At 70.4% G+C, this 21,378-nt stretch carries 17 protein-coding genes; 6 read left to right on the forward strand and 11 right to left on the reverse strand.

What is annotated here, in order from left to right; all coding sequences use genetic code 11:
- Window positions 1-574: 574 nt before the first annotated feature.
- A complete protein-coding gene (dnaE, locus tag ACFZ8E_RS06970) occupies window positions 575-4,108 on the forward strand; it encodes a DNA polymerase III subunit alpha (RefSeq protein ID WP_405042415.1) in 3,534 nt (1,177 codons plus the stop codon).
- Between the two features lie 810 nt (window positions 4,109-4,918).
- Window positions 4,919-5,062, forward strand: a complete 144-nt coding sequence (locus ACFZ8E_RS06975) for a hypothetical protein (RefSeq protein WP_187274632.1) — start codon at window positions 4,919-4,921, stop codon at window positions 5,060-5,062.
- A 40-nt stretch (window positions 5,063-5,102) separates the two neighbouring features.
- On the opposite strand, the gene ACFZ8E_RS06980 is transcribed toward ACFZ8E_RS06975, so the two are convergent.
- A complete protein-coding gene (locus ACFZ8E_RS06980; RefSeq protein ID WP_147727506.1) occupies window positions 5,103-5,807 on the reverse strand; it encodes a gamma-glutamylcyclotransferase in 705 nt (234 codons plus the stop codon).
- Window positions 5,808-5,846: 39 nt separating this feature from the next.
- Window positions 5,847-6,320, reverse strand: coding sequence for a hypothetical protein (locus tag ACFZ8E_RS06985; RefSeq protein ID WP_147727507.1), 474 nt, complete (start codon window positions 6,318-6,320; stop codon window positions 5,847-5,849).
- 102 nt (window positions 6,321-6,422) lie between these two features.
- Here ACFZ8E_RS06985 and recO point away from each other — a divergent pair, with 102 nt between their 5' ends.
- Window positions 6,423-7,148: a DNA repair protein RecO gene (gene recO, locus ACFZ8E_RS06990; RefSeq protein WP_243949634.1), complete on the forward strand. Its 726-nt coding sequence runs from the start codon at window positions 6,423-6,425 to the stop codon at window positions 7,146-7,148.
- A gap of 45 nt (window positions 7,149-7,193) precedes the next feature.
- The gene (gene parC / locus ACFZ8E_RS06995; protein WP_243949635.1) at window positions 7,194-9,440 is read left to right on the forward strand and encodes a DNA topoisomerase IV subunit A; all 2,247 of its coding nucleotides are present in this window, start codon (window positions 7,194-7,196) and stop codon (window positions 9,438-9,440) included.
- 141 nt (window positions 9,441-9,581) lie between these two features.
- On the opposite strand, the gene ada is transcribed toward parC, so the two are convergent.
- From ada to mgtE, 5 genes are all read right to left on the reverse strand, one after another.
- Entirely contained in the window at window positions 9,582-10,658 is a 1,077-nt protein-coding gene (ada, locus tag ACFZ8E_RS07000; protein ID WP_243949636.1) for a bifunctional DNA-binding transcriptional regulator/O6-methylguanine-DNA methyltransferase Ada, read from the reverse strand.
- 132 nt (window positions 10,659-10,790) lie between these two features.
- Window positions 10,791-11,672, reverse strand: coding sequence for a DNA-3-methyladenine glycosylase family protein (locus tag ACFZ8E_RS07005; RefSeq protein ID WP_405042418.1), 882 nt, complete (start codon window positions 11,670-11,672; stop codon window positions 10,791-10,793).
- A 17-nt stretch (window positions 11,673-11,689) separates the two neighbouring features.
- Window positions 11,690-15,466 carry a PAS domain S-box protein gene (locus tag ACFZ8E_RS07010; RefSeq protein ID WP_405044339.1) on the reverse strand — a complete coding sequence of 1,259 codons (3,777 nt, stop codon included), beginning with the start codon at window positions 15,464-15,466 and terminating at the stop codon, window positions 11,690-11,692.
- Window positions 15,467-15,539: 73 nt separating this feature from the next.
- Window positions 15,540-15,869: an Hpt domain-containing protein gene (locus ACFZ8E_RS07015; RefSeq protein WP_147727214.1), complete on the reverse strand. Its 330-nt coding sequence runs from the start codon at window positions 15,867-15,869 to the stop codon at window positions 15,540-15,542.
- Window positions 15,870-15,997: 128 nt separating this feature from the next.
- Window positions 15,998-17,398 carry a magnesium transporter gene (mgtE, locus tag ACFZ8E_RS07020; protein WP_405042419.1) on the reverse strand — a complete coding sequence of 467 codons (1,401 nt, stop codon included), beginning with the start codon at window positions 17,396-17,398 and terminating at the stop codon, window positions 15,998-16,000.
- Between the two features lie 481 nt (window positions 17,399-17,879).
- On the opposite strand from mgtE, the gene pqqA (ACFZ8E_RS07025) reads away from it, so the two are divergent.
- Together pqqA (ACFZ8E_RS07025) and pqqA (ACFZ8E_RS07030) are read left to right on the forward strand one after the other, a co-directional pair.
- A complete protein-coding gene (gene pqqA / locus ACFZ8E_RS07025; protein WP_018042171.1) occupies window positions 17,880-17,969 on the forward strand; it encodes a pyrroloquinoline quinone precursor peptide PqqA in 90 nt (29 codons plus the stop codon).
- Between the two features lie 70 nt (window positions 17,970-18,039).
- Complete coding sequence (gene pqqA, locus ACFZ8E_RS07030; protein ID WP_007559225.1) at window positions 18,040-18,129, forward strand: pyrroloquinoline quinone precursor peptide PqqA; 90 nt, start codon at window positions 18,040-18,042, stop codon at window positions 18,127-18,129.
- Window positions 18,130-18,274: 145 nt separating this feature from the next.
- On the opposite strand, the gene ldtR is transcribed toward pqqA (ACFZ8E_RS07030), so the two are convergent.
- The 4 genes from ldtR to ACFZ8E_RS07050 all read right to left on the reverse strand — a co-directional run bounded on the left by ldtR (window position 18,275) and on the right by ACFZ8E_RS07050 (window position 21,352).
- Window positions 18,275-18,787, reverse strand: coding sequence for a transcriptional regulator LdtR (gene ldtR, locus ACFZ8E_RS07035; RefSeq protein WP_147727217.1), 513 nt, complete (start codon window positions 18,785-18,787; stop codon window positions 18,275-18,277).
- A 164-nt stretch (window positions 18,788-18,951) separates the two neighbouring features.
- Entirely contained in the window at window positions 18,952-19,407 is a 456-nt protein-coding gene (locus ACFZ8E_RS07040) for a DUF6163 family protein (protein WP_147727218.1), read from the reverse strand.
- Entirely contained in the window at window positions 19,407-20,471 is a 1,065-nt protein-coding gene (locus tag ACFZ8E_RS07045) for an enoyl-CoA hydratase/isomerase family protein (RefSeq protein ID WP_405042420.1), read from the reverse strand. Before ACFZ8E_RS07045 ends, ACFZ8E_RS07040 begins: the two co-directional genes overlap by 1 nt.
- A 122-nt stretch (window positions 20,472-20,593) precedes the next feature.
- Window positions 20,594-21,352, reverse strand: a complete 759-nt coding sequence (locus ACFZ8E_RS07050) for a hypothetical protein (protein WP_405042421.1) — start codon at window positions 21,350-21,352, stop codon at window positions 20,594-20,596.
- Between the last annotated feature and the right edge of the window lie 26 nt (window positions 21,353-21,378).

A 21,378-nucleotide genomic window follows, 5' to 3' on the forward strand; every position in this document is an offset into this window, starting at 1 on the left:
CGGTCGGGATCCCGCCGTGACGACGATCGTCTTCCTGGTGCTCCTCGTCGAGAGCGTCTTCCTGCTCGCCTGCCTCCTTTACCTGTAGGGCGCCGCGGGCGGAGCGGGGCGACGGACGCCATCCCCCGCCCGGCGTTCGCAGGACCATGCCCGAGGTCGGCGATCCCGCCCGAGGGGTCCGGCCGCGATGAAGCGCTTCGGGCTTCACGTTTCGTCAACCCTATCGCCAGGTCGCCGACGCTCGCGCTTTACATGGAACAAAACAGGAACAAAGTAGGGTCATCGAAACGGAGTGCCCGACATGCTCAAGCGGATGGTTCTGGTCGGCGTCGCGGAGTTCATGGCCTTCGGGCTGCTCGCGGTCGCGGTGGCGGGTTGGGCGGTAGCCTTGGCCCCGATCCGTTGAGGGATGCCTTCGGCGCGGGCGGCCGGACTGCCCGTGCACAGGATAATCGGTCGCAGGCCGCGCGTCCGAAACGCCACATCGGCGGTGGATATCGGCAATCGCGGCCTGCCGGCCATCGACTCCTGCGGCCGAAGGACGGATCTCTGTGGCACCCGCACAAGGACCGTCATGGCGCGCCAGCTCAAGGAGGTCGGATTCGTCCACCTCCACGTCCACTCGTCCTATTCCCTGCTCGAGGGCGCCCTCAAGGTGGGCGACATCGTCAAGTCGGCTCTGGCCGACCACCAGCCGGCGCTGGCGCTGACCGACACCAACAATCTGTTCGGCGCGCTCGAGTTTTCCGAGAAGGCCGCCGGCAGCGGCATCCAGCCGATCGCCGGGATGCAGCTCTCGGTGGCGTTCGAGGCCGTCGACCCGATGGCACGGGTGGCGCGGCCCGCCGGCAGCCTCGTCGTGCTGGCGCAGGACGAGACCGGCTACGGCAACCTGCTGCGGCTGGCGAGCCGCGCCTACTTCGACACCGGGCTCGGCGAGGCGCCCTGCGTGAGCGCCGCGGCGCTCGCCGAATCGTCGGCGGGCCTGATCGCGCTCACCGGCGGCTTCACCGGCCCGCTCGACGCGGCGCTGCGCGCCGGCCGCCCAGACCTCGCCGAGGCGCGGCTCGCCGCCCTGCGCACCACCTTCGGCGAGAGCCGGCTCTACGTCGAGCTCCAGCGCCACGGCCTCGACGACGAGGGCCGGATCGAGGCCGAGCTGCTGCGCATGGCCGACCGCGACGGCCTGTCGATCGCCGCCGCCAACGAGCCGTTCTTCGGCAAGGCGGGCGATTACGACGCCCACGACGCGCTGCTCGCGATCGCCGACGGGCGCGTCGTCTCCGACGACCGCCGCCGCAAGCTCACCGCGCGCCACGGCTTCAAGACCCGGGCCGAGATGGCCGAGCTGTTCGCCGACCTGCCGGACGCCCTGCAGGCGACGGTCGAGATCGCGATGCGCTGCGCGGTCCGCGTCCGCACCCGCAAGCCGATCCTGCCGAACTTTTCGCGGGTGGCGGCGGGCGGGACCGCGCCGATGCAGGACGCGCTCGCCGACGCAGCGCCCTCGGTGCCGGTGGAGGTCGCCGCCGACGAGCCGACCGAGCTGCGCCGCCAGGCCGAGGCCGGCCTCGCCCTGCGCCTGAGGCAGCACGGGCCGTGCGAGGGCTTCACCGAGCAGGCCTACCGCGACCGCCTGGCCTTCGAGCTCGACGTGATCGTCGGGATGAAGTTCCCGGGCTACTTCCTGATCGTCTCCGACTTCATCAAGTGGGCCAAGGACCACGACATCCCCGTCGGCCCGGGCCGCGGCTCGGGCGCGGGCTCGCTTGTCGCCTACGCGCTGCTGATCACCGACCTCGACCCGCTGCGCTTCGGCCTGCTGTTCGAGCGCTTCCTCAACCCCGAGCGCGTCTCGATGCCGGACTTCGACATCGACTTCTGCGTCGAGGGGCGCGAGCGCGTGATCCAGTACGTGCAGGAGCGCTACGGCCAAGAGCAGGTGGCGCAGATCATCACCTTCGGCACGCTGCAGGCGCGCGGGGTGCTGCGCGACGTCGGCCGCGTGCTCGAGATGCCCTACGGGCAGGTCGACAAGCTGACCAAGCTGGTGCCGCAGAACCCGGCCAATCCCGTGACCCTGGTCCAAGCGATCGAGGGCGAGCCGAAGCTGCAGCAGGCGATCGAGGAGGAGCCGATCGTGGCTCGCCTCATGGAGATCGCCAAGAAGCTCGAGGGCCTGCACCGGCACGCCTCGACCCACGCGGCCGGCGTGGTCATCGGCGACCGGCCGCTGGAGCAGCTGGTGCCGCTCTACCGCGACCCGAAGACCGGGATGCGGGTGACCCAGTTCAACATGAAGTGGGTCGAGGCCGCCGGCCTGGTGAAGTTCGACTTCCTCGGCCTCAAGACGCTGACGATGCTGAGGTGCTGCACGGACCTGCTCAAGCAGCGCGGCATCGAGATCGACCTCGCGGCGCTGCCGCTCGATCAGCCCGAGACCTACCAGCCGATGGGCCGGGGCGAGACGGTCGGCGTGTTCCAGGTGGAATCGGCCGGCATGCGCAAGGCGCTCTGCGAGATGCAGGCCGACCGCTTCGAGGACATCATCGCGCTCGTCGCCCTCTACCGGCCGGGCCCGATGGCCAACATCCCGGTCTATTGCGAGCGCAAGCTCGGTCGCGACGCCGGCAACGAGGCGGCGTGGTACCCGCATCCCAAGCTGGAGCCGGCGCTGAAGGAGACCTTCGGCATCATCGTCTACCAGGAGCAGGTGATGGAGATTGCCAAGCTCCTGGCCGGCTACTCGCTCGGCGAGGCCGACATGCTCCGGCGCGCCATGGGCAAGAAGATCCGCGCCGAGATGGACGCCCAGCGCGACCGCTTCGTGAAGGGCTGCGTCGAGCGCGGGCTGACCAAGCCGAAGGCCAACGAGATCTTCGACCTGTTGGCCAAGTTCGCTGATTACGGCTTCAACAAGAGCCACGCGGCGGCCTACGCCCTGCTGACCTACCAGACCGCCTACCTGAAGGCGAACCATCCGGTCGAGTTCCTCGCCGCCGCGATGAACCTCGACATGGACAACACCGACAAGCTCGCCGAATTTCGGCAGGACGCGCAGCGGCTCAAGATCGTCGTCGAACCGCCCTCGATCAACACCTCCGGCGTCACCTTCGAGGTCCATGTCGACGATAATAGCGTCGGGCGCATCCGCTACGCGCTCGCCGCGATCAAGGGCGTCGGGCGCGAGGCGGTGAAGTCGATCGTCGAGGCGCGCGGCGAGCGCCCGTTCAAGGATCTCGCCTGCCTCGCCCGCCGGCTCAACCCGCGCCACGTCAACAAGCGCACGCTCGAGAGCCTGGTCGCCGCCGGCGCGATGGACGACATCGAGCCGGACCGCGCCAAGGCCTGCGCCGCGGTCGAGCCGATTATGAAGCTGGCGCAGGGCGCGGCCGAAGCCGAGAGCGCCGGCATCGCCGACATGTTCGGCGGCGTCACCTCCACCGACGTGAGCTTGCGCATCCCGGCCTACGAGGGCTGGCCGATGGCCGAGAAGCTCAAGCGCGAGTACGACGCGATCGGCTTCTTCGTCTCGGGGCACCCGCTCGACGAGTATCAGGATCTGCTGGGCAAGCTCCGGGTGCAGAGCTGGGCCGAGTTCTGCCGCTCGGTTCGCGCCGGCACCTCGAGCGTCGGCAAGGTCGCGGCCTCGGTGCTCGACCGTTCCGAGCGCCGCACCAAGACCGGCAACAAGCTCGGCATCGTCACGCTCTCGGACCAGACCGGGCATTTCGAGGCGATCATCTTCTCCGAAGGCCTCGGGCATTACCGCGAGATCCTGGAACCCGGCCAGCCGCTGGTTCTCCAGCTCCAGGCCAACCTCGAGGGCGAGGACGTGCGCGCCCGGATCCTCGCCGCCGAGCCGCTCGACGCGGCGGTGGCGCGTTACCAGAAGGGCATGCGGATCTACCTGCGCGACGAGGGCCCGATCGGCGCCGTGCAGCAGCGCCTCGCCATGCGCGGCGAGGGCGAGGTCTCGTTGATCCTGCTGCTGGACGGCGGCGAGCGCGAGGTCGAGATCAAGCTGCGCGACAAGTACCAAGCCACCCCGCAGATCGCCGGGATGCTGCGCGCCGTGCCGGGCGTGATCCAGGTGGAGGTGAACTGATCGTGAGGAGCCTGAGCCCGCCACCGGCCCAGTGTGGCGAGCACCTATAGAATCTGGATCCCAGAAAATTCGTATCAGGACCTCGCAAGGAGAGCCTTGAGACGATCACTTTGCATCTTTGAGCAAACAAGAAATGGTTTATTCAATTAGATGAGCTCCGCGGTCGATGAATATTGCTTGCGTCCAGCTCCCGACTAGCGAATTCGTCATGTAGCGATAGTGTTTCGTCTGCTCCTCCGGTGGAAGAAGGATGAAGCCAGCGATTTTGATTTCACCTTTTCCGAAATACCCACCGCAACTCGTAACATCATAAAGAACGCCGAATTCGCGCGGGAGTTCGCCTCTGACCGGTTCGATGAGACGAACCCGCGCATACCGTTCCATCATGAATATCGTCCGGACCTGAAGTACCTCCACCTTGCCAACGAGAAATCGGGTCGGCCATTCAACGAAAGAACCGCGCGTCGGTATCGGGACATCGCACGCCGAAGCGCTTGCAACGGACGTGAGCAACACGACCAAGGCCGACCGGATCGATCTCGTAAGCATCGACTGGATCACTCCATGAAAGACCTTCATCTCATGCGACTGAATATAAATCCTGATTTAAATTTATAAACAGTATACCTGCCATTGTAGCAACGTGATCGCAATACGACTGCACGAAGATGATTCGATAGGGACCTCGTAACGTCTTCTTTACCATGCCAAGGGGAAACAGGCATTCGGTCCGGTCGATGTGCGCCGGCGCAACCTCCTCAAAACCGACCGATCCTACACAGCCTTGCTTAACCAAGCGGGACGGGGTCGATGCGGACGAAGGTGGTGCTGGCGCTGACGGTGGTCGTCTACCTGACGACGGGCCGGGCGCCGGGCTTGCGCGAGTTGCGCAACCCGGATGCGGAGCATGGCGGCGGCCGCGTCGTGACGGCGCTGAAGCGCGCCTGGGTCTGAGGCCGCATCGATGGAGGCGTCCGCTCTCGCCGCCGCGAGCCTATCCCGGTGCGCCGCCCGAGATTGGATGGCCGAGATCCAGGCGGGCGGCGACCAGGGCCTGCAGGTTCCAGAGGTGCCGGTCGCGGATGCCGAGTGCCTCGCAGGCCTCGACCGTGCGAAACAGGTACTCGGCGCTCGGCCCGAGATGCCCGGACGCGACCGCGATCCGGTCAGCGATCTCGGCCTCCGTCAGGCGACCGGAATAGCGGTCGCTCGCGCGGTTCACGAGAAAGGTCAGCGCCGAGACCGTTCCGGCCTCCGTCGCGACCGGCAGCCAGCGCGCGACGTAGCCGCGCCCGCGCATCTCGCGGCGCCAGACCGGCATCAGCGTCTCGCGCAGGTTGGTTCCGGCCAAGCGGAACGCGACGCCCCGGCACGAGCCGCCGCGGTCCAGCGCGAGCACGAAGCCGGGCCGCTCCGGCGTGCCGCGAAAGCGCCGTTGCAGCAGGCAGAAGCGCCGGTGGAAGCCGCGCACCGTGCCGATCCGGCTCTCGGCGAAGGCGAATTCCGGCCGCCACATCAGCGAGCCGTAGGCGAACACCCAGAGGTCGCCGGCGCCGCCGCGCTGCTCGATGATCGCGTCGAGGCCGGGCTTCAGCTCCTCGTCGGTCATCACCTGCAGCGCGCTCTCGTCGTCGGCGACGGGAACGGCGTGCGCGCGGGCGATCAGGTCGAGGGAGAGGGCGAGCGGCGTGTTTCGCATCGGTCCGGGGGAGCAAGGACGGGGCCGGAACAACCCGGATCAGCCCCCGATGGTGCCGGCCTTCGCGTTGCCCACGGTCTCCAGCTCCGGGAACGGCTCTGTGCGGTGGCCCTGGCAGACCTCGTCGTCGTCGATCGCCGTGAGCGCGTTCGCCGCCTTGTCCTCGCGGATCACGACCTTGGGTCGCTCGCCCTTGCCGAAGGTGCGACCCTTCATGTGGCTCGAGACGCAGTAGAGCGTGCGCCCGCCATCCTCGAACGGCCCGGCGATCCGGCTCGATTCGAACCGCACCGGCAGCAGCGAGACCGACCCGAACGCGACCTGCCGCAGGGCGAGGGCGGCGATGCGCTCGCGGACGGGTTTTGACGACGCCTGGGCGGCGGGGGAGGGCGCCTCGCCGCGCCCTATGCAACCGGTGAGGATCACGGTGATGGCAAGGATGGGCGCGGACCGTCGAAATGCCCGCCGAGTGGGACGCGCAGCGGGTCCCGAGATCGAATTCCGCACCAGCATCCAATCCCCGCAACCTCTCCCGATGCCAGAAGCTACCGCGGCTTTCAGTCCTAGGAAACACACACCCTCACGCCGCACACCAAAAACGCCTATGTACGGCGGATGCAGTGGACGGATGACGCGCTCGTGCTCGGCGTGCGCAGGCAGGGCGAGACCGGCGTCGTCCTCGAGGCGATGACCCGCGCGCACGGGCGTCATCTCGGCCTCGTCCATGGCGGGCGTTCGCGCCGGTTGCAGCCGGTGCTGCAGCCCGGGAACCTGGTCCGCGCGACCTGGCGCGCGCGGCTCGACGACGGCCTCGGCGCCTTCGCGGTCGAGCCGCTCGAATCGGCCCTGTCGCGGCTGATCGGCTCCGGCCTGGCGCTCTACGGCGTCGGCCACCTCGCCGCCCTCCTGCGCCTGCTGCCCGAGCGCGATCCGCATCCCGAGATGTTCGAGGCGGCCCGGGTCCTGATCGGCCACCTGGACGACCGCACGATCGCCCCGGTGCTGATGGTGCGGTTCGAGCTGGCGATCCTGGCCGAGCTCGGCTTCGGCCTCGATCTCGGCGCCTGCGCCGCCACAGGCGGGAACGACGCCCTGATCTACGTCTCGCCGAAGAGCGGGCGCGCCGTCAGCGCCTCGGCCGGGGAGCCCTACCGCGACCGCCTGCTGGCGCTGCCTGCCTTCCTGCGCGACGGCGGGCGGTTGGAGGGCCTGGACGACGTGCGGAATGGGTTTACCTTGACCGGCTACTTCCTCACCCAGCACATCTGGGGTCCGCGGGCGCTGCCCGTCCCCGAGGAACGCTCACGATTCGTCGCGGCCGGCCTGGATGCCGCGCCGTGATGTTCGTGTTATGTTCCACATGAAACATCTGAGAACGGAGCCGTGATGGGCCAGCCCTTCGAGCCGCCGACCGGGGACGGCATCGAGAGCGTCGAGCTGAAGTCCGCGCTAGAAGAGCGCTACCTCGCCTATGCGCTGTCCACGATCATGCACCGGGCGCTGCCCGATGCCCGCGACGGGCTCAAGCCGGTGCACCGCCGCATCCTCTACGGCATGCGGCTGCTTCGGCTCGATCCGAACACCGCGCACAAGAAGTGCGCAAAGATCGTCGGCGACGTGATGGGCGACTTCCACCCGCACGGCGATCAGGCGATCTACGACGCGCTGGTTCGGCTGAGCCAGGACTTCGCGCAGCGCTATCCGCTGGTCGACGGCCAGGGCAACTTCGGCAACATCGACGGCGACGGCCCGGCCGCCTACCGCTACACCGAGGCGCGGCTCACCGAGGTCGCGCGGCTGATCCTCGACGGGTTCGACGAGGACACGGTCGACTTCCGCCCGTCCTACAACGGCGAGAAGGACGAGCCCTCCGTCCTGCCGGCGGCGTTCCCAAACCTGCTCGCCAACGGCAGCCAGGGCATCGCGGTCGGCATGGCGACCTCGATCCCGCCGCACAACGCCGCCGAGCTCTGCGACGCGGCGCTCTACCTGATCGCCAACCCGCAGGCGACCTCGGCCCAGCTCGTCAGCTTCGTGCAGGGGCCGGACTTCCCCACCGGCGGCATCCTGATCGACTCGGCCGAATCGATCGCCGAGGCCTACCGCACGGGCCGCGGCGCCTTTCGCGTGCGCGCCCGCTGGACCAAGGAAGACCTCGGCCGCGGCACCTGGAACATCGTCGTCACCGAGATCCCCTACGGCATCCCGAAGGCGCGGCTGATCGAGAAGCTGGCCGAACTGCTGCAGGAAAGGAAGCTGCCGCTGCTCGCCGACGTGCGCGACGAATCGGCCGAGGACGTGCGCGTCGTGCTGGAGCCGCGCTCGCGCAGCGTCGACCCGGTGATCCTGATGGAATCGCTGTTCCGGCTGACCGAGCTGGAAGCCCGCATCCCGCTCAACATGAACGTGCTGGTCGGTGGCCTCGTGCCCCGCGTCATCGGGCTCGCCGAGGCTTTGCGCGAATGGCTCGACCATCGCCGCGTCGTGCTGCAGCGGCGCTCGCGCAACCGGCTCGGGCAGATCGAGCGCCGGCTCGAGATCCTGAACGGCCTGCTCATCGTCTACCTCGACCTCGACGCGGTGATCCGCATCATCCGCGAGGAGGACGAGCCGAAGCCGGCCCTGATGGCGCATTTCGGGCTGACCGAGGTCCAGGCCAACGCGATCCTCGACACGCGGCTGCGCTCCCTGCGCAAGCTCGAGGAGATGGAGCTGAAGCGCGAGCTGGAGACCCTGTCGCGCGAAAAGGACGGGCTCGAGGCGCTGCTCGGCTCGGATGCCGCGCAGTGGAAGGCGATCACCCAGCAGGTCCGCCAGGTGAAGAAGGCGTTCGGGCCCGACACCAAGCTCGGCGCCCGCCGCACGACGCTGCAGAACCCGCCCGACACCGCGGGCATCGACTTCACGGCCGCGATGGTCGAGCGCGAGCCGATCACCGTCATCGTCTCGGAGAAGGGCTGGATCCGCGCGCTGAAGGGCCACGTCGCCGACCTGTCGGGCGTCGCCTTCAAGGGCGACGACCAGATCAAGATCGCCTTCCCGAGCGAGACCACCGCCAAGATCCTGGTCCTGGCCTCGAACGGCAAGGTGTTCACGCTCGACGCCTCGAAGCTGCCGGGCGGCCGCGGCTTCGGCGATCCGATCCGGCTGATGGTCGACCTCGACGACGGCACCGAGATCGTCGCGGCGCTGCCCTATCGCCCCGAGACCCGCCTGCTCATCGCCGGCTCTGACGGGCGCGGCTTCCTCGCGCCGTCCGACGGGCTGGTCGCCAACACCCGCAAGGGCAAGGGCATCCTGGGCCTCGACGGGGACGCCAAGGCGGTGCTGCTGGTGCCGGCCGAGGGCGACCACGTCGCGGTGACGAGTTCCGACAAGCTGCTGCTGGTCTTCCCGATCACCGAGCTGACCGAGCTCGTGCGCGGCAAGGGCGTGCGCCTCCAGCGCTGCCGGCAATCGACCCTCGTCGATGCCTGCGTCTTCGCCCTGGCCGAGGGCCTGCCCTGGCGCGACGGCTCCCCCCAGCCGCGCCTCGCCAACGCCGGCGTGCTGGAGAAGTGGATGGGCCACCGCACCGATGCGGGCACGCTGATGACCCGGAGCTTCCCGAAGTTCGAGCGGTTCGGTCGGTAGAGAGGGCCTGGTTCTGGATCGCCGGAAGAGGGGGAGCGGCTTCTCCGAATCCGGCGCTCCCTCTCCCGACCCGCTTCGCGGGCCACCCTCCCCTCGAAAGGGGGAGGGAAGAGCCCGAACGCGATCGCGAGGCTTATCCGCTCACCGCACCACCCCCTCGCGCTTCAGCAGTGCCCGCTTGCGCTCGATGCCCCAGCGGTAGCCGGACAGGGCGCCGTCCGTCCGCACCACCCGGTGGCAGGGGATCGCGACGGCGAGGGCGTTGGCGCCGCAGGCGCGGGCGACGGCCCGCACCGCCGCCGGCGTGCCGAGGCTCCGGGCGATCTCGGCGTAGCTCGCGGTCGTCCCCGCCGGGATCCTGCGCAGGGCATCCCAGACGCGCTGCTGGAAGGCCGTGCCGCCGATGTCGAGGGGGAGGTCCACCGGCCGCCCCGGCGCTTCGACCAGGCCGACGACCTGCGCGACCAGCGCCTCGAACGCGGCGTCGCCGCCGGCGAGCGCCGCGTTCGGAAAGCGGTCCTCCAGGTCGCGCAGCAGCGCGTCCGGATCGTCGCCGAGCAGGATCGCGCAGACGCCGCGGGCGGTAGCCGCGACGAGGATCGCGCCGAGGCTGCACGGGCCGACCGCGAAGCGGATGGTCTCGCCGGTCCCACCCTTGCGGTAGGCGGCGGGCGCCATGCCGAGCCGCTCGCCGGCCCCGGCGTAGAAGCGGCTCGCCGCCCCGTACCCCGCCTCGTAGAGCGCGTGCGTGACGCTGCCGGCGCTCGGCAGGGTCTTCGCCATCCGTTCGGCCCGGCGGGCCTCGCCGTAGGCCTTCGGCGTGACGCCGGTCGTCGTCTTGAACACCCGATGGAAGTGGAACGGGCTCATCCCGGCCGCGCGGGCGAGAACAGCGAGCGCCGGCAGCGATTCGGCCTCGTCGATCAGGCGGCAGGCGCCGGCGATCGCCGCGGCGCGCCTCGCATCGGGCGACGCCTCGTTCGGCCGGCAGCGCCTGCACGGACGGAAGCCCGCATCCTCGGCCTCGGCGCAGGTGGCGTGGAACGCGACGTTCTCGGGACGCGCCGCGCGCGACGGGCAGCTCGGTCGGCAATACACGCCGGTGCTGCGGACCGAGTAGACGAAGCGGCCATCGTACGCCGCGTCGCGCGCCGACACGGCTTCGCGCCGCATGGCATCCGCTGACAGATCGGGACGGGTGGCCTCAGTCGTCGGCATCGCAGCCTCATCGATGATCGGGGCCGGATGCGGACCGCGCGGTCTCCCCGTCATGCGCTGCTCGCTCACGGGCCGCATCCCGTCCCTTGCTCTCGAATCCGGCGGGCATCCTGGGCGCGCACGGCGTCCTCCTCAATCCGCCGGCCGCGCCGCATCGACCGCCCAGAGGTGCAACGCCGCGTAGGCGCGGTACGGGCGCCAGCCTTCGGCGCGCAGCAGCAGCTCCGCCGGGCTCGGGCGCCCGGCGCCGCCATCGAGGGCCCGCAGCAGGCCGACGTCCCCGGGCGGAAACGCGTCCGGCGCGCGCAACGCCCGCATCGCGATGTACTGCGCCGTCCAAGGCCCGATCCCGCGGATCGCGGTCAGGCGGGCGACGGCGGTGGCGAGGTCCTGGTCGGGTGCGAACGGATCGGGCTCGGCGAGGCTCGCCGCCGCGAGCGCCCGGATCGCGGCCCCGCGCGCACGCGGCATCGTCAGGATCTGCGCGACGTCCGCCGCGGCCACACGCTCGGCGGTCGGGAAGACATGGGTCAGGCCGGGTTCGGCGAGGGCCGGGAGGGGCGTTCCGAGCTCGGCGACGAGCCGCCCGGCGAGCCGGGTCGCGGCCGCCACAGAGACCTGCTGCCCGAGGATCGCGCGGACGCCGAGCTCGAACCCGTCCCAGGCCCCCGGCACCCGCAAGCCGGGCCGCGCGGCGACGAGGGGCGCGAGACGAGGATCGGTCGCGAGATGCGCGCCGATCGTCGCCGGGTCGGCGTCGCAATCGAACAGGCGCCGGAGCCGGGCCGCGATTCCGGGAAGCTCGGCCTCCGCCACGCCCGTCACGATCGCGACTAGCCCATCGCCGCCGGGCGTGATCGCGATCGATCCGGTTCGCCCTGCGACGGCGATGGTGCGCGCGTAACGATCCGGGCCCACCGCCTCGATCCCGGGGATCGCCCGGCCGGCGAGGAAGTCGCGCATCGCCGGCCAGTCGTGGGGCGGGCGGCAGGGCAGGGCGATCGACGCAGGCACCGCGGCCGCGATCCGGGTCAGCCGTTCACCGCCCGCCGCACCGGCGCGGCGTCGCGGCCCGGAAGCCAGCGCGCGATGGCGGCGTAGAGGACCGCGCGGTCGAACGGCTTGCCGACGTGGTCGTCCATGCCGGCCTCGCGGAACTGGCGCACCTCGGCCGGCAGCACGTTGGCGGTCATCGCGATCACCGGCACGTTCGCCGCCGGGCCTTTCAGGCGGCGGATCATCCGCGTCGCGGTGATGCCGTCCATGCCCGGCATCTGCACATCCATCAGCACGAGGTCGAACGCGCCGTCCTCCACCGCCATCACGGCGGCGGCGCCGTCGGCGACCACGTCGACGGTGTGGCCGGCGGCCTCCAGCACCAGCCGCGCCAGCTCCTGGTTGATCTCGACGTCCTCGACCAGGAGGATGTGCCCGGTGGCGTGCGACGCGACGACGGCCGGCACGGCGGTGGGTGCGTCGACGTCGACGCCGCGCGGCAGCGTCACCGTGAACCAGAAGGTCGAGCCCTCGCCGTCGTCGGAGGCGACGCCGATCGTCCCGCCCATCAGCTCGACGAGGCGCCGGCAGATCGCGAGGCCGAGGCCGGTCCCGCCGAAATCGCGGCTCACCGAATTGTCGACCTGCGAGAAGCGCTCGAACAGCCGGTGCTGCTTGGCCTGCGGGATGCCGATGCCGGTATCGCTGACGCTGAAACGGATGGTCTCGCCGGCGGGCGTGGTGCCGGCATGGCGCACCGCGAGGGTCACGCTGCCGCGCCGGGTGAACTTCACCGCGTTGTTCAGGAGGTTGAGCAGGATCTGGCGCAGCCGGGCCTCGTCGCCGACGAGGCTGGGCGGCAGGTCCGGGTCGATCCGGCCGATCACGGTGAGACCCTTCGCGGAGGCGAGCCCGCGCACGATCGACAGGCCGTTGTCGGCCAGCGCCGCCGGCGCGAAGGCGCGCTGCTCGAGATCGATCGCCCCGGCCTCGACCTTCGAGAAGTCGAGGATGTCGTTGACCACGGTGAGCAGGGCGGAACCCGACGAGCGCGCCAGCTCGGCGTGGCGCTGCAGGTCGGGCGCCAGCCGCTCGGAGCGCGCCAGCAGGTCGGTGAAGCCGATCACCGCGTTCAGCGGCGTGCGGATCTCGTGGGACATCGCGGCGAGGAAGTCGGTCTTGGCGAGGCTCGCGCGCTCGGCTTCCAGGCGCGCGGCCTCCGCGGCGGTCTTGGCCGCCTGCAGCGCGAGCTCGGCCTGCTTGCGATCGGTCGCGTCGAGGTTCAGGCCGATCACCCGCACGGGCCGCCCGGCGGGATCGTAGTACGCACGGCCGATGCTCTGCAGCCAGCGCTCGACGCCGTCGCCCCCCGTGATCCTGAACTCCATCACGAAGCTGCGGCGCGAGGCGATCGCCTCGGCGGCGTCCGCCAGGGCACGGTCCCGGTCCTCGGGCATCACTAGGGCCTTCCACGCCTCGATCGGCATGCGCAGGGGTTCGGTGCTCGACAGCCCGTGCAGCCGCGCGCTCTCGGGCGAGAGCAGGACGGAACCGGCGACGAGGTCGAGGTCCCAGGAGCCCGCCTCGGCCGCGTCCTGGGCGAGGCGCAGCAGGTCGCTGGTCTCCTCCAGGGCCCGGCGCGCGGCGATGATGTCGTCGATGTCGAGGGCGGTGCCGAGCCAGCCGACGATGGCGCCCGCCTCGCGGATCGGCATCATCACGATCTTGTGCCAGCGATAGGTGCCGTCGTGCCGGCGCAGCCGGCCTTCGATCTCGTGCCCGCGCCCGTCGCGCACGGCCGCCGCCCGGGCCGCCTCCATGCGACCGGCATCGTCCGGATGGTTGGCCGCGAGCCTTTCGGCAAGGCCGGTCCCGATCGGCCCGTAATAGGCCTCGAAGCGCTGGTTGACGTAGGCCGCCAGGCCATCCTCGGCCCGCACGATCCAGACGAGCTGCGGCAGCGTGTCGGCGAGCGCCCGGTAGCGCGCCTCGCTCGACCGCAAGGCATCCTCCGCCTGATGGCGCGCATCGACGTCGCGGACCGAGGCGACGAAGCCGGCGGGTCGGCCGGCGGCGTCCCGCACCAGGCGCCACGAGCCCTCGACCCAGATGTAGGAGCGGTCGCCGCGGCGCAGGCGATAGGTCGCCACCGCGGTCTCGGCCTCGCCTCCCGAGAGGCGGGCGATCATCGCCGAGAGCGCGCCTGCGTCGTCGGGATGGGCCTCGTCCTCCGGCCGCGTCCCGACGAGGTCCTGCGGCGCCAAGCCCAGGAGCGCGTGCGAGGCCGGCGACGCGTAGATCCGCCGCCCGTCGAGGCCGACCTGGACGATCATGTCGCTGGCGTTGTCGGCGAGCAGGCGGTAGCGCGCCTCGCTCAGCGCGATCGCCTCCTCGGCCCGGCGCAGATGGGTGATGTCGCGCACGCTGATGAAGACGCGCGCCACGCGGCGGCCGCCGGCCTCGCGCAGGGGCACCAAGATCACCTCGAAGCGGTGGGTCCCGTCGCCGCCGACCCGCTCCTCCTGGCGCCGCGCTGGCTCGCCGGAGCGGATCACACCCTCGATGTCGGCCCGCACGATCGCGGCCATGTCGGGCGGCATCACCTCTTCCGGGGTCTTGCCGCGGACGGCCTGCTGCGAGTGCCCGATCAGCGCGGCGGCGCTCGGGTTCAGGGTCTCGAGGGCGAAGCTGCCATCGGCCGCGACGGCGTGGACGAAGAGGTGGTCGGTGGCGTTCTCGAACACACCGCGGAACAGCGTCTCGGCCTCGCCGAGGGCCCGGTGGGTCTCGACCAGCAGCGCCTCGCGCCGCCGCCGGCGCTCGAGCTCGCGCAGCAGCACCAGGCATCCGAGCAGGATGACCGCGCTCGCGACCGCGCCGACCGCCAGCGCGTTGCGCCGCTCCGCGACGAGCGGCGCGAGCACGACCTCCACCGACTTGCCGACCGTGACGACGAGCGGAAGGTTCTCCGTGGCGCGATATCCGAAGATGCGCGCGCGCCCGTCGAGGCCGCTCTCGACCGCGTAGGTTCCCGCCGGCGCCTCGGACAGGCGCGCGAACAGGCCCTGACCGTCGAGCCGCCGGGACAGGTCGCGCTCGTACATGCCCGGCATCGCCGGCTCGCGGATGCGGACGTAGCCGTCGCGGCCGAACAGCCCGACGACCGCGTCGGCGCCGACGTCGAGCGCCTTGAAGCGCCGGGCGAGGTAGTCCGGGTCGACGGCCACCATGAGGACGCCGCCGAAGCTGCCGTCCGGGCGCGTCAGCCGGCGCGCGAGGTTGAAGGTGAAGGTATCCATCAGCCGGCCGCGGATGGTGCGCCCGACATAGAGGCCGGCTTCGGGATTGTCGGCCAGCGACCGGAAGTAGGGCCTGTCCGCGACGTTGGTCCTGCTGAGGGCGGAGGGCACGGCGTCGCGCGTGGCGACGAGGTCGCCGTTCGCGTCGAAGATCGCGATCTGGCGCGCGCTCTCGGCCAGCATCGTGGCGCGCTTCGACCAGCGGGCGAAATCGAAGGTCTCGGGATCGTCGGCGTAGTCGGCCTCGATCAGGCGCATCACCTGGTCGACGCCCTCGATCAGGCGCGAGACCTGCTCGGCCAGCGCGATCGACAGGTTCAGCACGTCGCGCCGCGCCTGGAGCATTTCGCCCTCGCGGCGCTGCTCAAGATGGAACAGCAGGCCGAGCCAAACGAGCGCGAGGAAGACGAGGCCCCCCGTCGCCACGAGCGCTTGCGGCAGCCGGCCGGCGAGGCGATTCGGCACGAGGCCGACCCTCCGTCGTTCCGGCATCTGCGTCGTCGCCACCATCATCCCGCTCACCCAGAACCCGTTCCGCGCGACCGTGGCATGCCGATCGTCACGAAACTGAATACGCGGCGCAGCGTCAGGACGTTTGCGCGACGTCTTCCAGCGCGCGCACGGTCTCGTCGCGCAGGTCGCGGATCTCGGCGAGCGCGGGCGCCAGGTCGGCGCCGTCCTTCGCCTCCGCTTCGAGAGCCCGGCAGGCCGTGGACAGCCGCTCGCAGCCGAGCATGCCCGACATCGAGATCAGGGTGTGCGCCTCCCGCGCGATCTCGCCCGGCGGGCGGCTTCCGGCCGGGAACGCGGTGCGCAGGCTGTCCGTGAACCGGACGATCAGGCGCCGGAGCTTCTCGGCGCCGATCACGCCGCCGAGGTCGTCGAGGACCGGGCGGCTCAGCAGGGGCAGGGTCACGGTCGCGCTCCGAAGTCACGTCTTGCCGGCGGCGCCTTCGTGGACGACGCCTGCATCGTCCGCCCTACGTCGGCCCGGACTGCGAAGTTTCCGTTGCCGACCGGTCGGCAACGGCAGCGGACGCGGCGCTAGAGCAGCGTGCCGCGCAGGATCAGCAACGCCACCGAGAAGTAGATGACGAGGCCGGTCACGTCGACGAGCGTCGCCACGAAGGGCGCCGAGGCGGTCGCCGGGTCGAAGCCGAGCCGTTGCAGCAGGAACGGCAGCATCGAGCCGGACAGCGACCCGAAGGTGACGATGCCGACGAGCGCGCCGCCGACGGTCGCCGCCACCAGCGGCCAGTGCTCGCCGTAATCGTACAGGCCGGTCTTCTGCCAGATCGCGATCCGCACCACGGCGATCACCCCGAGGATGCCGCCGAGCACGAGGCCGGTGGGCAGCTCGCGCAGGGCCACCCGCCACCAGTCGCGCAGGCGGATCTGGTGCAGCGCCAGCGCGCGGATCAGCAGCGAGGTCGCCTGGCTGCCGGAATTGCCGCCCGAGCTCATGATCAGCGGGATGAACAGCGTCAGGACGATCGCCTTCTCGAGCTCGCCCTCGAAGCCCTGCATCGCCGAGGCGGTCAGCATCTCGGAGAGGAACAGCGCGCAGAGCCAGCCGGCGCGCTTCCGGATCATCGTCATGAAGCCGATGTCCATGTAGGGCTCGGGCAGCGCCTCCATGCCGCCGAAGCGCTGCACGTCCTGGGTCTGCTTCTCAACCATCGCGTCGATCATGTCGTCGACGGTGACGATGCCGATCAGGTGGCCGACCGCGTCGACCACCGGCAGGGCGAGCAGGTCGTATTTCGAGATCAGCCGGGCGGCCTCCTCGCGGCTCGCCGTCGGCGACACCGCGAGCGGGCGGCGGCCGGCGGCGACCGAGAGCACGTTGTCCTCGGGGTTGCCCGAGATCAGCCGGCGCAGCGGCACCGCCTTGGTCAGCGCGCGGGTGCGCGGGTCGAGCACGAAGATCGCATAGATCGTCTCGCGGGTCTTCTCGACGCGGCGGATGTGGTCGAGGGTCTGCGACACGGTCCAGGTGCCGGGCACGGTGACGAACTCGGTGGTCATCAGCGAGCCGACGGTCTCCTCGCCGTAGGCGCTGAGGCGGTCGACCGCGCCGCGGGTCTCGGCGTCGAGGCGGGCGCGCAGGTCCGAGCGGCCGGGCTCCTCGATCTCGCGGAACACGTCGGTGACGCGGTCGGCCGACATGCCCGACAGGTAGGTGGCGACGCGGTCGCGCGGCAGCATCTCGATGATGTCGGCGGCGTCGTCGAGCTCGGGCTGGTCGAGCACCTCGATCGCGCGATCGTGCGGCAGGCCGAGCAGGATCGCGGCGGCGACCTCCGGCGCCTCGGCGTTCAGCGCCTCGACGATGTCGGGCGCACGCTCGTCGGAGAGGCGCGCCGCCAGGACGGAGGGGTCGACGCGCGGATCGATCGGCACGACCGCGTCGGGGACCGGCAGGGGGGGGACCTGTTCAACCATGGGCCTCGCCTCGCGGGCCCGGCGGCGCGCCGTACGGCACCGGCCGCGACCGGCTGCGCGGCGGAGCCCGGCGCGAGCCTTTCAGGGGCTCAGGCGGGATCGCGGCGTGCGGCCGGCCACGGCTCGGACGATCGGTCTGGCGTGTCGCTGGGCATCGGATCTTCGTGGGAATGGCGTGCGCGGATGCCGACGGCCGTCTCCGCGCGCGGCAGCCTGTGCGCCCGGCGGTGCGACGCGTCAAGCCGAAAGCGCCCCCCTCGGAGAGGGCGTGGCGGCAGGGGGCGGAATGGGGTTGGCGATTTGGCGCCACCGACACCATCTACCTTATCGAAAAGCCGAATTCGGCGTTTTGGAGATGAATGCCGGGGCGACCGAGCGCCCTCTCGGCGATCCTATGAGAAATATAAGTGTAGCGCCCGCTTGTATTGCGCCCAAGGTATCGCCTATCTTCCGGTCATCGACGTTCACGAGGAGAAACGCCATGACCTGGTCCGCCCCCATCGTTCAGGAAGTCTGCGTCGGCATGGAAGTGACGAGCTACGAGTCCGCCGAGATCGACACCTTCAACTGAGCCGATGACCGGCTCGCGAGCGAGCCGGCAAGACGTCCCTTTCGCCCGCATCCCATTCAGGAGAATTCACATGGCTTGGTCCGCCCCCGTCGTTTCCGAGATCTGCGTCGGCATGGAAGTCACCAGCTACGAGTCGGCCGAGATCGACACCTTCAACTGAGCTTTCGATCGGCCGCCGATGCGGCCGGTCTCGTGAGCGCCGCTCCCTCGGGGGCGGCGTTTTGCGTTGGTGCCGGGCGTGAAACGACGAAGCCGGCCGTCCCTCGCGGGCGGCCGGCCTCGTCGTGTTCGGCGTAACCGAGGTCTCACAGACGGTAGCGGATCTGGTCGGTCCAGAACCGCTCCAGGCGGCTGAGGGCGGTGTTGAGCCGGCCGAAATCGTCGTCGGAAATGCCGCCGATCGGCTGGATGGTGCGGGCGTGCTTGTCGTAGAGGCCCTGGATGATGTCGTGGACCATCCGGCCCTTGTCGGTGAGGCTGATGCGCACCGAGCGGCGGTCGGTCTTCGAGCGGGCGTGGTGCAGGTAGCCGGCCTCGACCAGCTTCTTGACGTTGTAGGAGACGTTGGAGCCGAGGTAGTAGCCCTTGGTCCGCAGCTCGCTGGCGGTGAGTTCCTTGTCGCCGATGTTGTAGAGCAGCAGCGCCTGAACGCTGTTGACGTCCTCGCGGCCGCGGCGCTCGAACTCGTCCTTGATCACGTCGAGCAGGCGGCGGTGCAGGCGCTCGACGAGGTGCAGGGCTTCGAGATACGAGCCGGCGACGGCTCCGGTCTCGGGAGCGGTGTTGGTATCCGAGATCTTGACGGCCTGGGACTTCATCTTGTGCCTCGCCCGAATTATTCTGCCGGAGCCTTCTGCCGTCCGGCACCGCTCATGGGGTGAAACTAGGCGGCGGAGATGAAAACCGCTCTAAGAGACAGGATGAATTCGCGATTTACTTCTGTCGGTAAATGCAAAGTGAAGTGATTCGTATAACCACTCGTTTACCGCGCTTCCTGTGCCGCGAGCCAAGAAAAAACGAAGTAGAAGATCACGATACTGGACTCGACCAAGACCAGAATCAGCGGCGTCTGCAACAGTTGCGGCGTCAGGACGGCGAGCGTCAGCATCGAGGTCACCGCCAGCAGCCAGACCACGCCGCCCCAGGCGCTGGTGAGCCACAGGCCGATCGCCGCGTTGGCGTCGATCACCGCGAAGTAGATCAGCGCCGCCTGGCGCCCGAACGGCTCCAGCGCGAACGGGCGGTGCCCCGGCACCACGTCGAGGATCGTCGCGAAGGAGAGCACGCTCTTGGCGAGCCACGCCAGGGCCGTCAGCCGCATGAACCAGACCAGCACCGTGTCCCAGGTGCTCTTGGGCGCGGCCGAGCGCCGCTCGATGCGGTCGCTCGGGGCCTCGCCGACCGCGCTGCCGCGGGTGATGCGTCCGACCTTGCGCATCAGGCGAACCGAGGCTCCGGCGCCTCGGACGGCCCGAAGGCAGCGGCGACCGCGGCGTGGTCGACGGCCTCGAGCGTCGCCGGCCGCCAGTCCGGCCGGCCGTCCTTGTCGATCAGCACGGCGCGGACGCCCTCGAAGAAGTCATGCCCGCGCATCAGGCGGGTGACGAGGCGGTATTCGGTCAGCACCGCGTCGGCGAAATCGAGATCCAGCCCGCGCCGCATCTGCTCGCGGGCGATGCACAGGCTTGTCGGGCAGCGGGTGCGCATCACGGCCGCGGTCTCCGCGGCGAAGGTCGAGCCCGATGCGGCCGCGCCGTCCAGCCGTCGCAGGATGTCCGCGACGTCGTCGGCGGCGAACGCGTCGTTGATCAGGCCGCGCTCGGCGACGAGCGGCCCGGTCGGCGGGCGCGCGGCGCCGGTCTCGAGCGCGGCCGCGATCGGGCCGCCCTGGGCGAGCCGGTCGAGGATCGCGGCGAAATCCCGGGCGGGCGCGTAGGCGGTGGCCAGGCCGAGGGCGAGCGCGTCGCCCGGGCCGACCCGGCTGCCGGTGAGCGCGAGATAGGTGCCGACGCGGCCGGGCAGGCGCGGCAGGGCGTAGGTCATCCCGACATCGGGAAACAGGCCGATCCCGACCTCGGGCATGGCGAAGACGTACGTCTCCGAGGCGACGCGGTGGGCCCCGTGGAGCGAGATGCCGACGCCGCCGCCCATCACCACGCCCTCGATCAGCGCGACGATCGGCTTCTCGTAGCGCTGCATCCGGGCGACGAGGCGGTACTCGGCCTGCCAGAACGCGAACACCTCGTCGAAGCGTCCCGCCTGGCCGCAGGCGTGGATGTGGCGGATGTCGCCGCCGGCGCAGAAGGCGCGCCCCCCGGCGCCGCGGATCGCCACGCGGGTGATGCCGGCATCCGACGCCCAGGCGTCGAGCTGCGCGTGCAGCGCGCCGATCATCCCGAGGGAGAGCGCGTTCAGGGCCTTCGGCCGGTCGAGGGTGACGAGGCCGAGCGCGCCCCGCCGCTCGAACTGGATCTCGTCGTTGGCCGCTTCGGCTCCGCTCACGTCTCTCGATCCTCTCGCCGCGTGTCCGCTCAGCGGGGGTTAGAGGCCGTAGCGGCCCGGGCGTCAACGCCGGGCGCCCGCGTCCGGTTTGGCCGAGGTCGAAGCCCGGGCGAGCGCGGGCGTCAGTCTGGCAACCGTTCCGCCTTCGATGCGAACGGCAGACCCATGCGCCGCCAGAGTTCGGCCTGGAGGGCGATATTGACCGCGAGGGATAGGAAACCGATCGGGCTCAACAGGATCGGCTTCAAAAACGCCGACTTCACGACGGTAGTTTGGAGCCACAGCGTCGCCAGGACGATTGCCAGGATGACGGGGACGAGCACGACGAAGACGCGAAGCCCGGCGAACGTGATATCCCAGAAGTGCCCCCTCGTCGCCGAGATGGCGTCCGACAGGGTGAGCGGCAAGGCGGCAAGGGCGAGCACCGGGCCGACCAGCGTGAGCCGCGTCCGTATCCACCAACTCGGGACGAGCAGTCCTACCAGAACGAAGGTGGGGATTCCGAGCTGGCCATGAAGGCTCCAGAGCCAGGCCCACGCCGCTCCGACGAGGAGGAGCAGGAGATCGAGGGCGACGACGTTGAGGATGGCGCGGCGCCGCGCGCCGGGTTTCGGGATCGACGGCGGCCCGACGTCCCACATCACCTCGTACAGGCGGACCTTGTAGGGCGCGACGAGGACGAAGACGGCCGCATGGAGCAGCAGCCACCATCTGGTCACGGCGGGCACGTCGTTCTCGTGGCGCATCAGGGCCTCCGCGCCGTCGCCAGCGAGCAGGATCACGAACGCGATCGCCGTCGCCGGCCCGAGCGCGCGCATCGCGCGAAAGCTCCGTCCGTACGCGGCCGGAATGATCCCCTCGAGCGTGAACGATGCCGTCATGAGCCCCCCGACCAACCACGACCGGC

The sequence above is a fragment of the Methylobacterium sp. HMF5984 genome (genome assembly GCF_045033435.1).
Classification (GTDB): Bacteria; Pseudomonadota; Alphaproteobacteria; order Rhizobiales; family Beijerinckiaceae; genus Methylobacterium.

Excerpts from the sequence above, each read along its gene's own strand:
- parC (WP_243949635.1), top strand. The coding sequence starts at position 7,194 with ATGGGCCAGCCCTTCGAGCCGCCGACCGGGGACGGCATCGAGAGCGTC.
- ACFZ8E_RS06985 (WP_147727507.1), bottom strand. The coding sequence starts at position 6,320 with ATGCTGGTGCGGAATTCGATCTCGGGACCCGCTGCGCGTCCCACTCGG.
- recO (WP_243949634.1), top strand. The coding sequence starts at position 6,423 with ATGCAGTGGACGGATGACGCGCTCGTGCTCGGCGTGCGCAGGCAGGGC.
- ACFZ8E_RS06980 (WP_147727506.1), bottom strand. The coding sequence starts at position 5,807 with ATGCGAAACACGCCGCTCGCCCTCTCCCTCGACCTGATCGCCCGCGCG.
- ACFZ8E_RS07010 (WP_405044339.1), bottom strand. The coding sequence starts at position 15,466 with ATGATGGTGGCGACGACGCAGATGCCGGAACGACGGAGGGTCGGCCTC.
- pqqA (WP_018042171.1), top strand. The coding sequence starts at position 17,880 with ATGACCTGGTCCGCCCCCATCGTTCAGGAAGTCTGCGTCGGCATGGAA.
- ACFZ8E_RS07040 (WP_147727218.1), bottom strand. The coding sequence starts at position 19,407 with ATGCGCAAGGTCGGACGCATCACCCGCGGCAGCGCGGTCGGCGAGGCC.
- ACFZ8E_RS06975 (WP_187274632.1), top strand. The coding sequence starts at position 4,919 with ATGCGGACGAAGGTGGTGCTGGCGCTGACGGTGGTCGTCTACCTGACG.
- ACFZ8E_RS07050 (WP_405042421.1), bottom strand. The coding sequence starts at position 21,352 with ATGACGGCATCGTTCACGCTCGAGGGGATCATTCCGGCCGCGTACGGA.
- dnaE (WP_405042415.1), top strand. The coding sequence starts at position 575 with ATGGCGCGCCAGCTCAAGGAGGTCGGATTCGTCCACCTCCACGTCCAC.
- pqqA (WP_007559225.1), top strand. The coding sequence starts at position 18,040 with ATGGCTTGGTCCGCCCCCGTCGTTTCCGAGATCTGCGTCGGCATGGAA.
- mgtE (WP_405042419.1), bottom strand. The coding sequence starts at position 17,398 with ATGGTTGAACAGGTCCCCCCCCTGCCGGTCCCCGACGCGGTCGTGCCG.
- ada (WP_243949636.1), bottom strand. The coding sequence starts at position 10,658 with ATGCCGACGACTGAGGCCACCCGTCCCGATCTGTCAGCGGATGCCATG.
- ldtR (WP_147727217.1), bottom strand. The coding sequence starts at position 18,787 with ATGAAGTCCCAGGCCGTCAAGATCTCGGATACCAACACCGCTCCCGAG.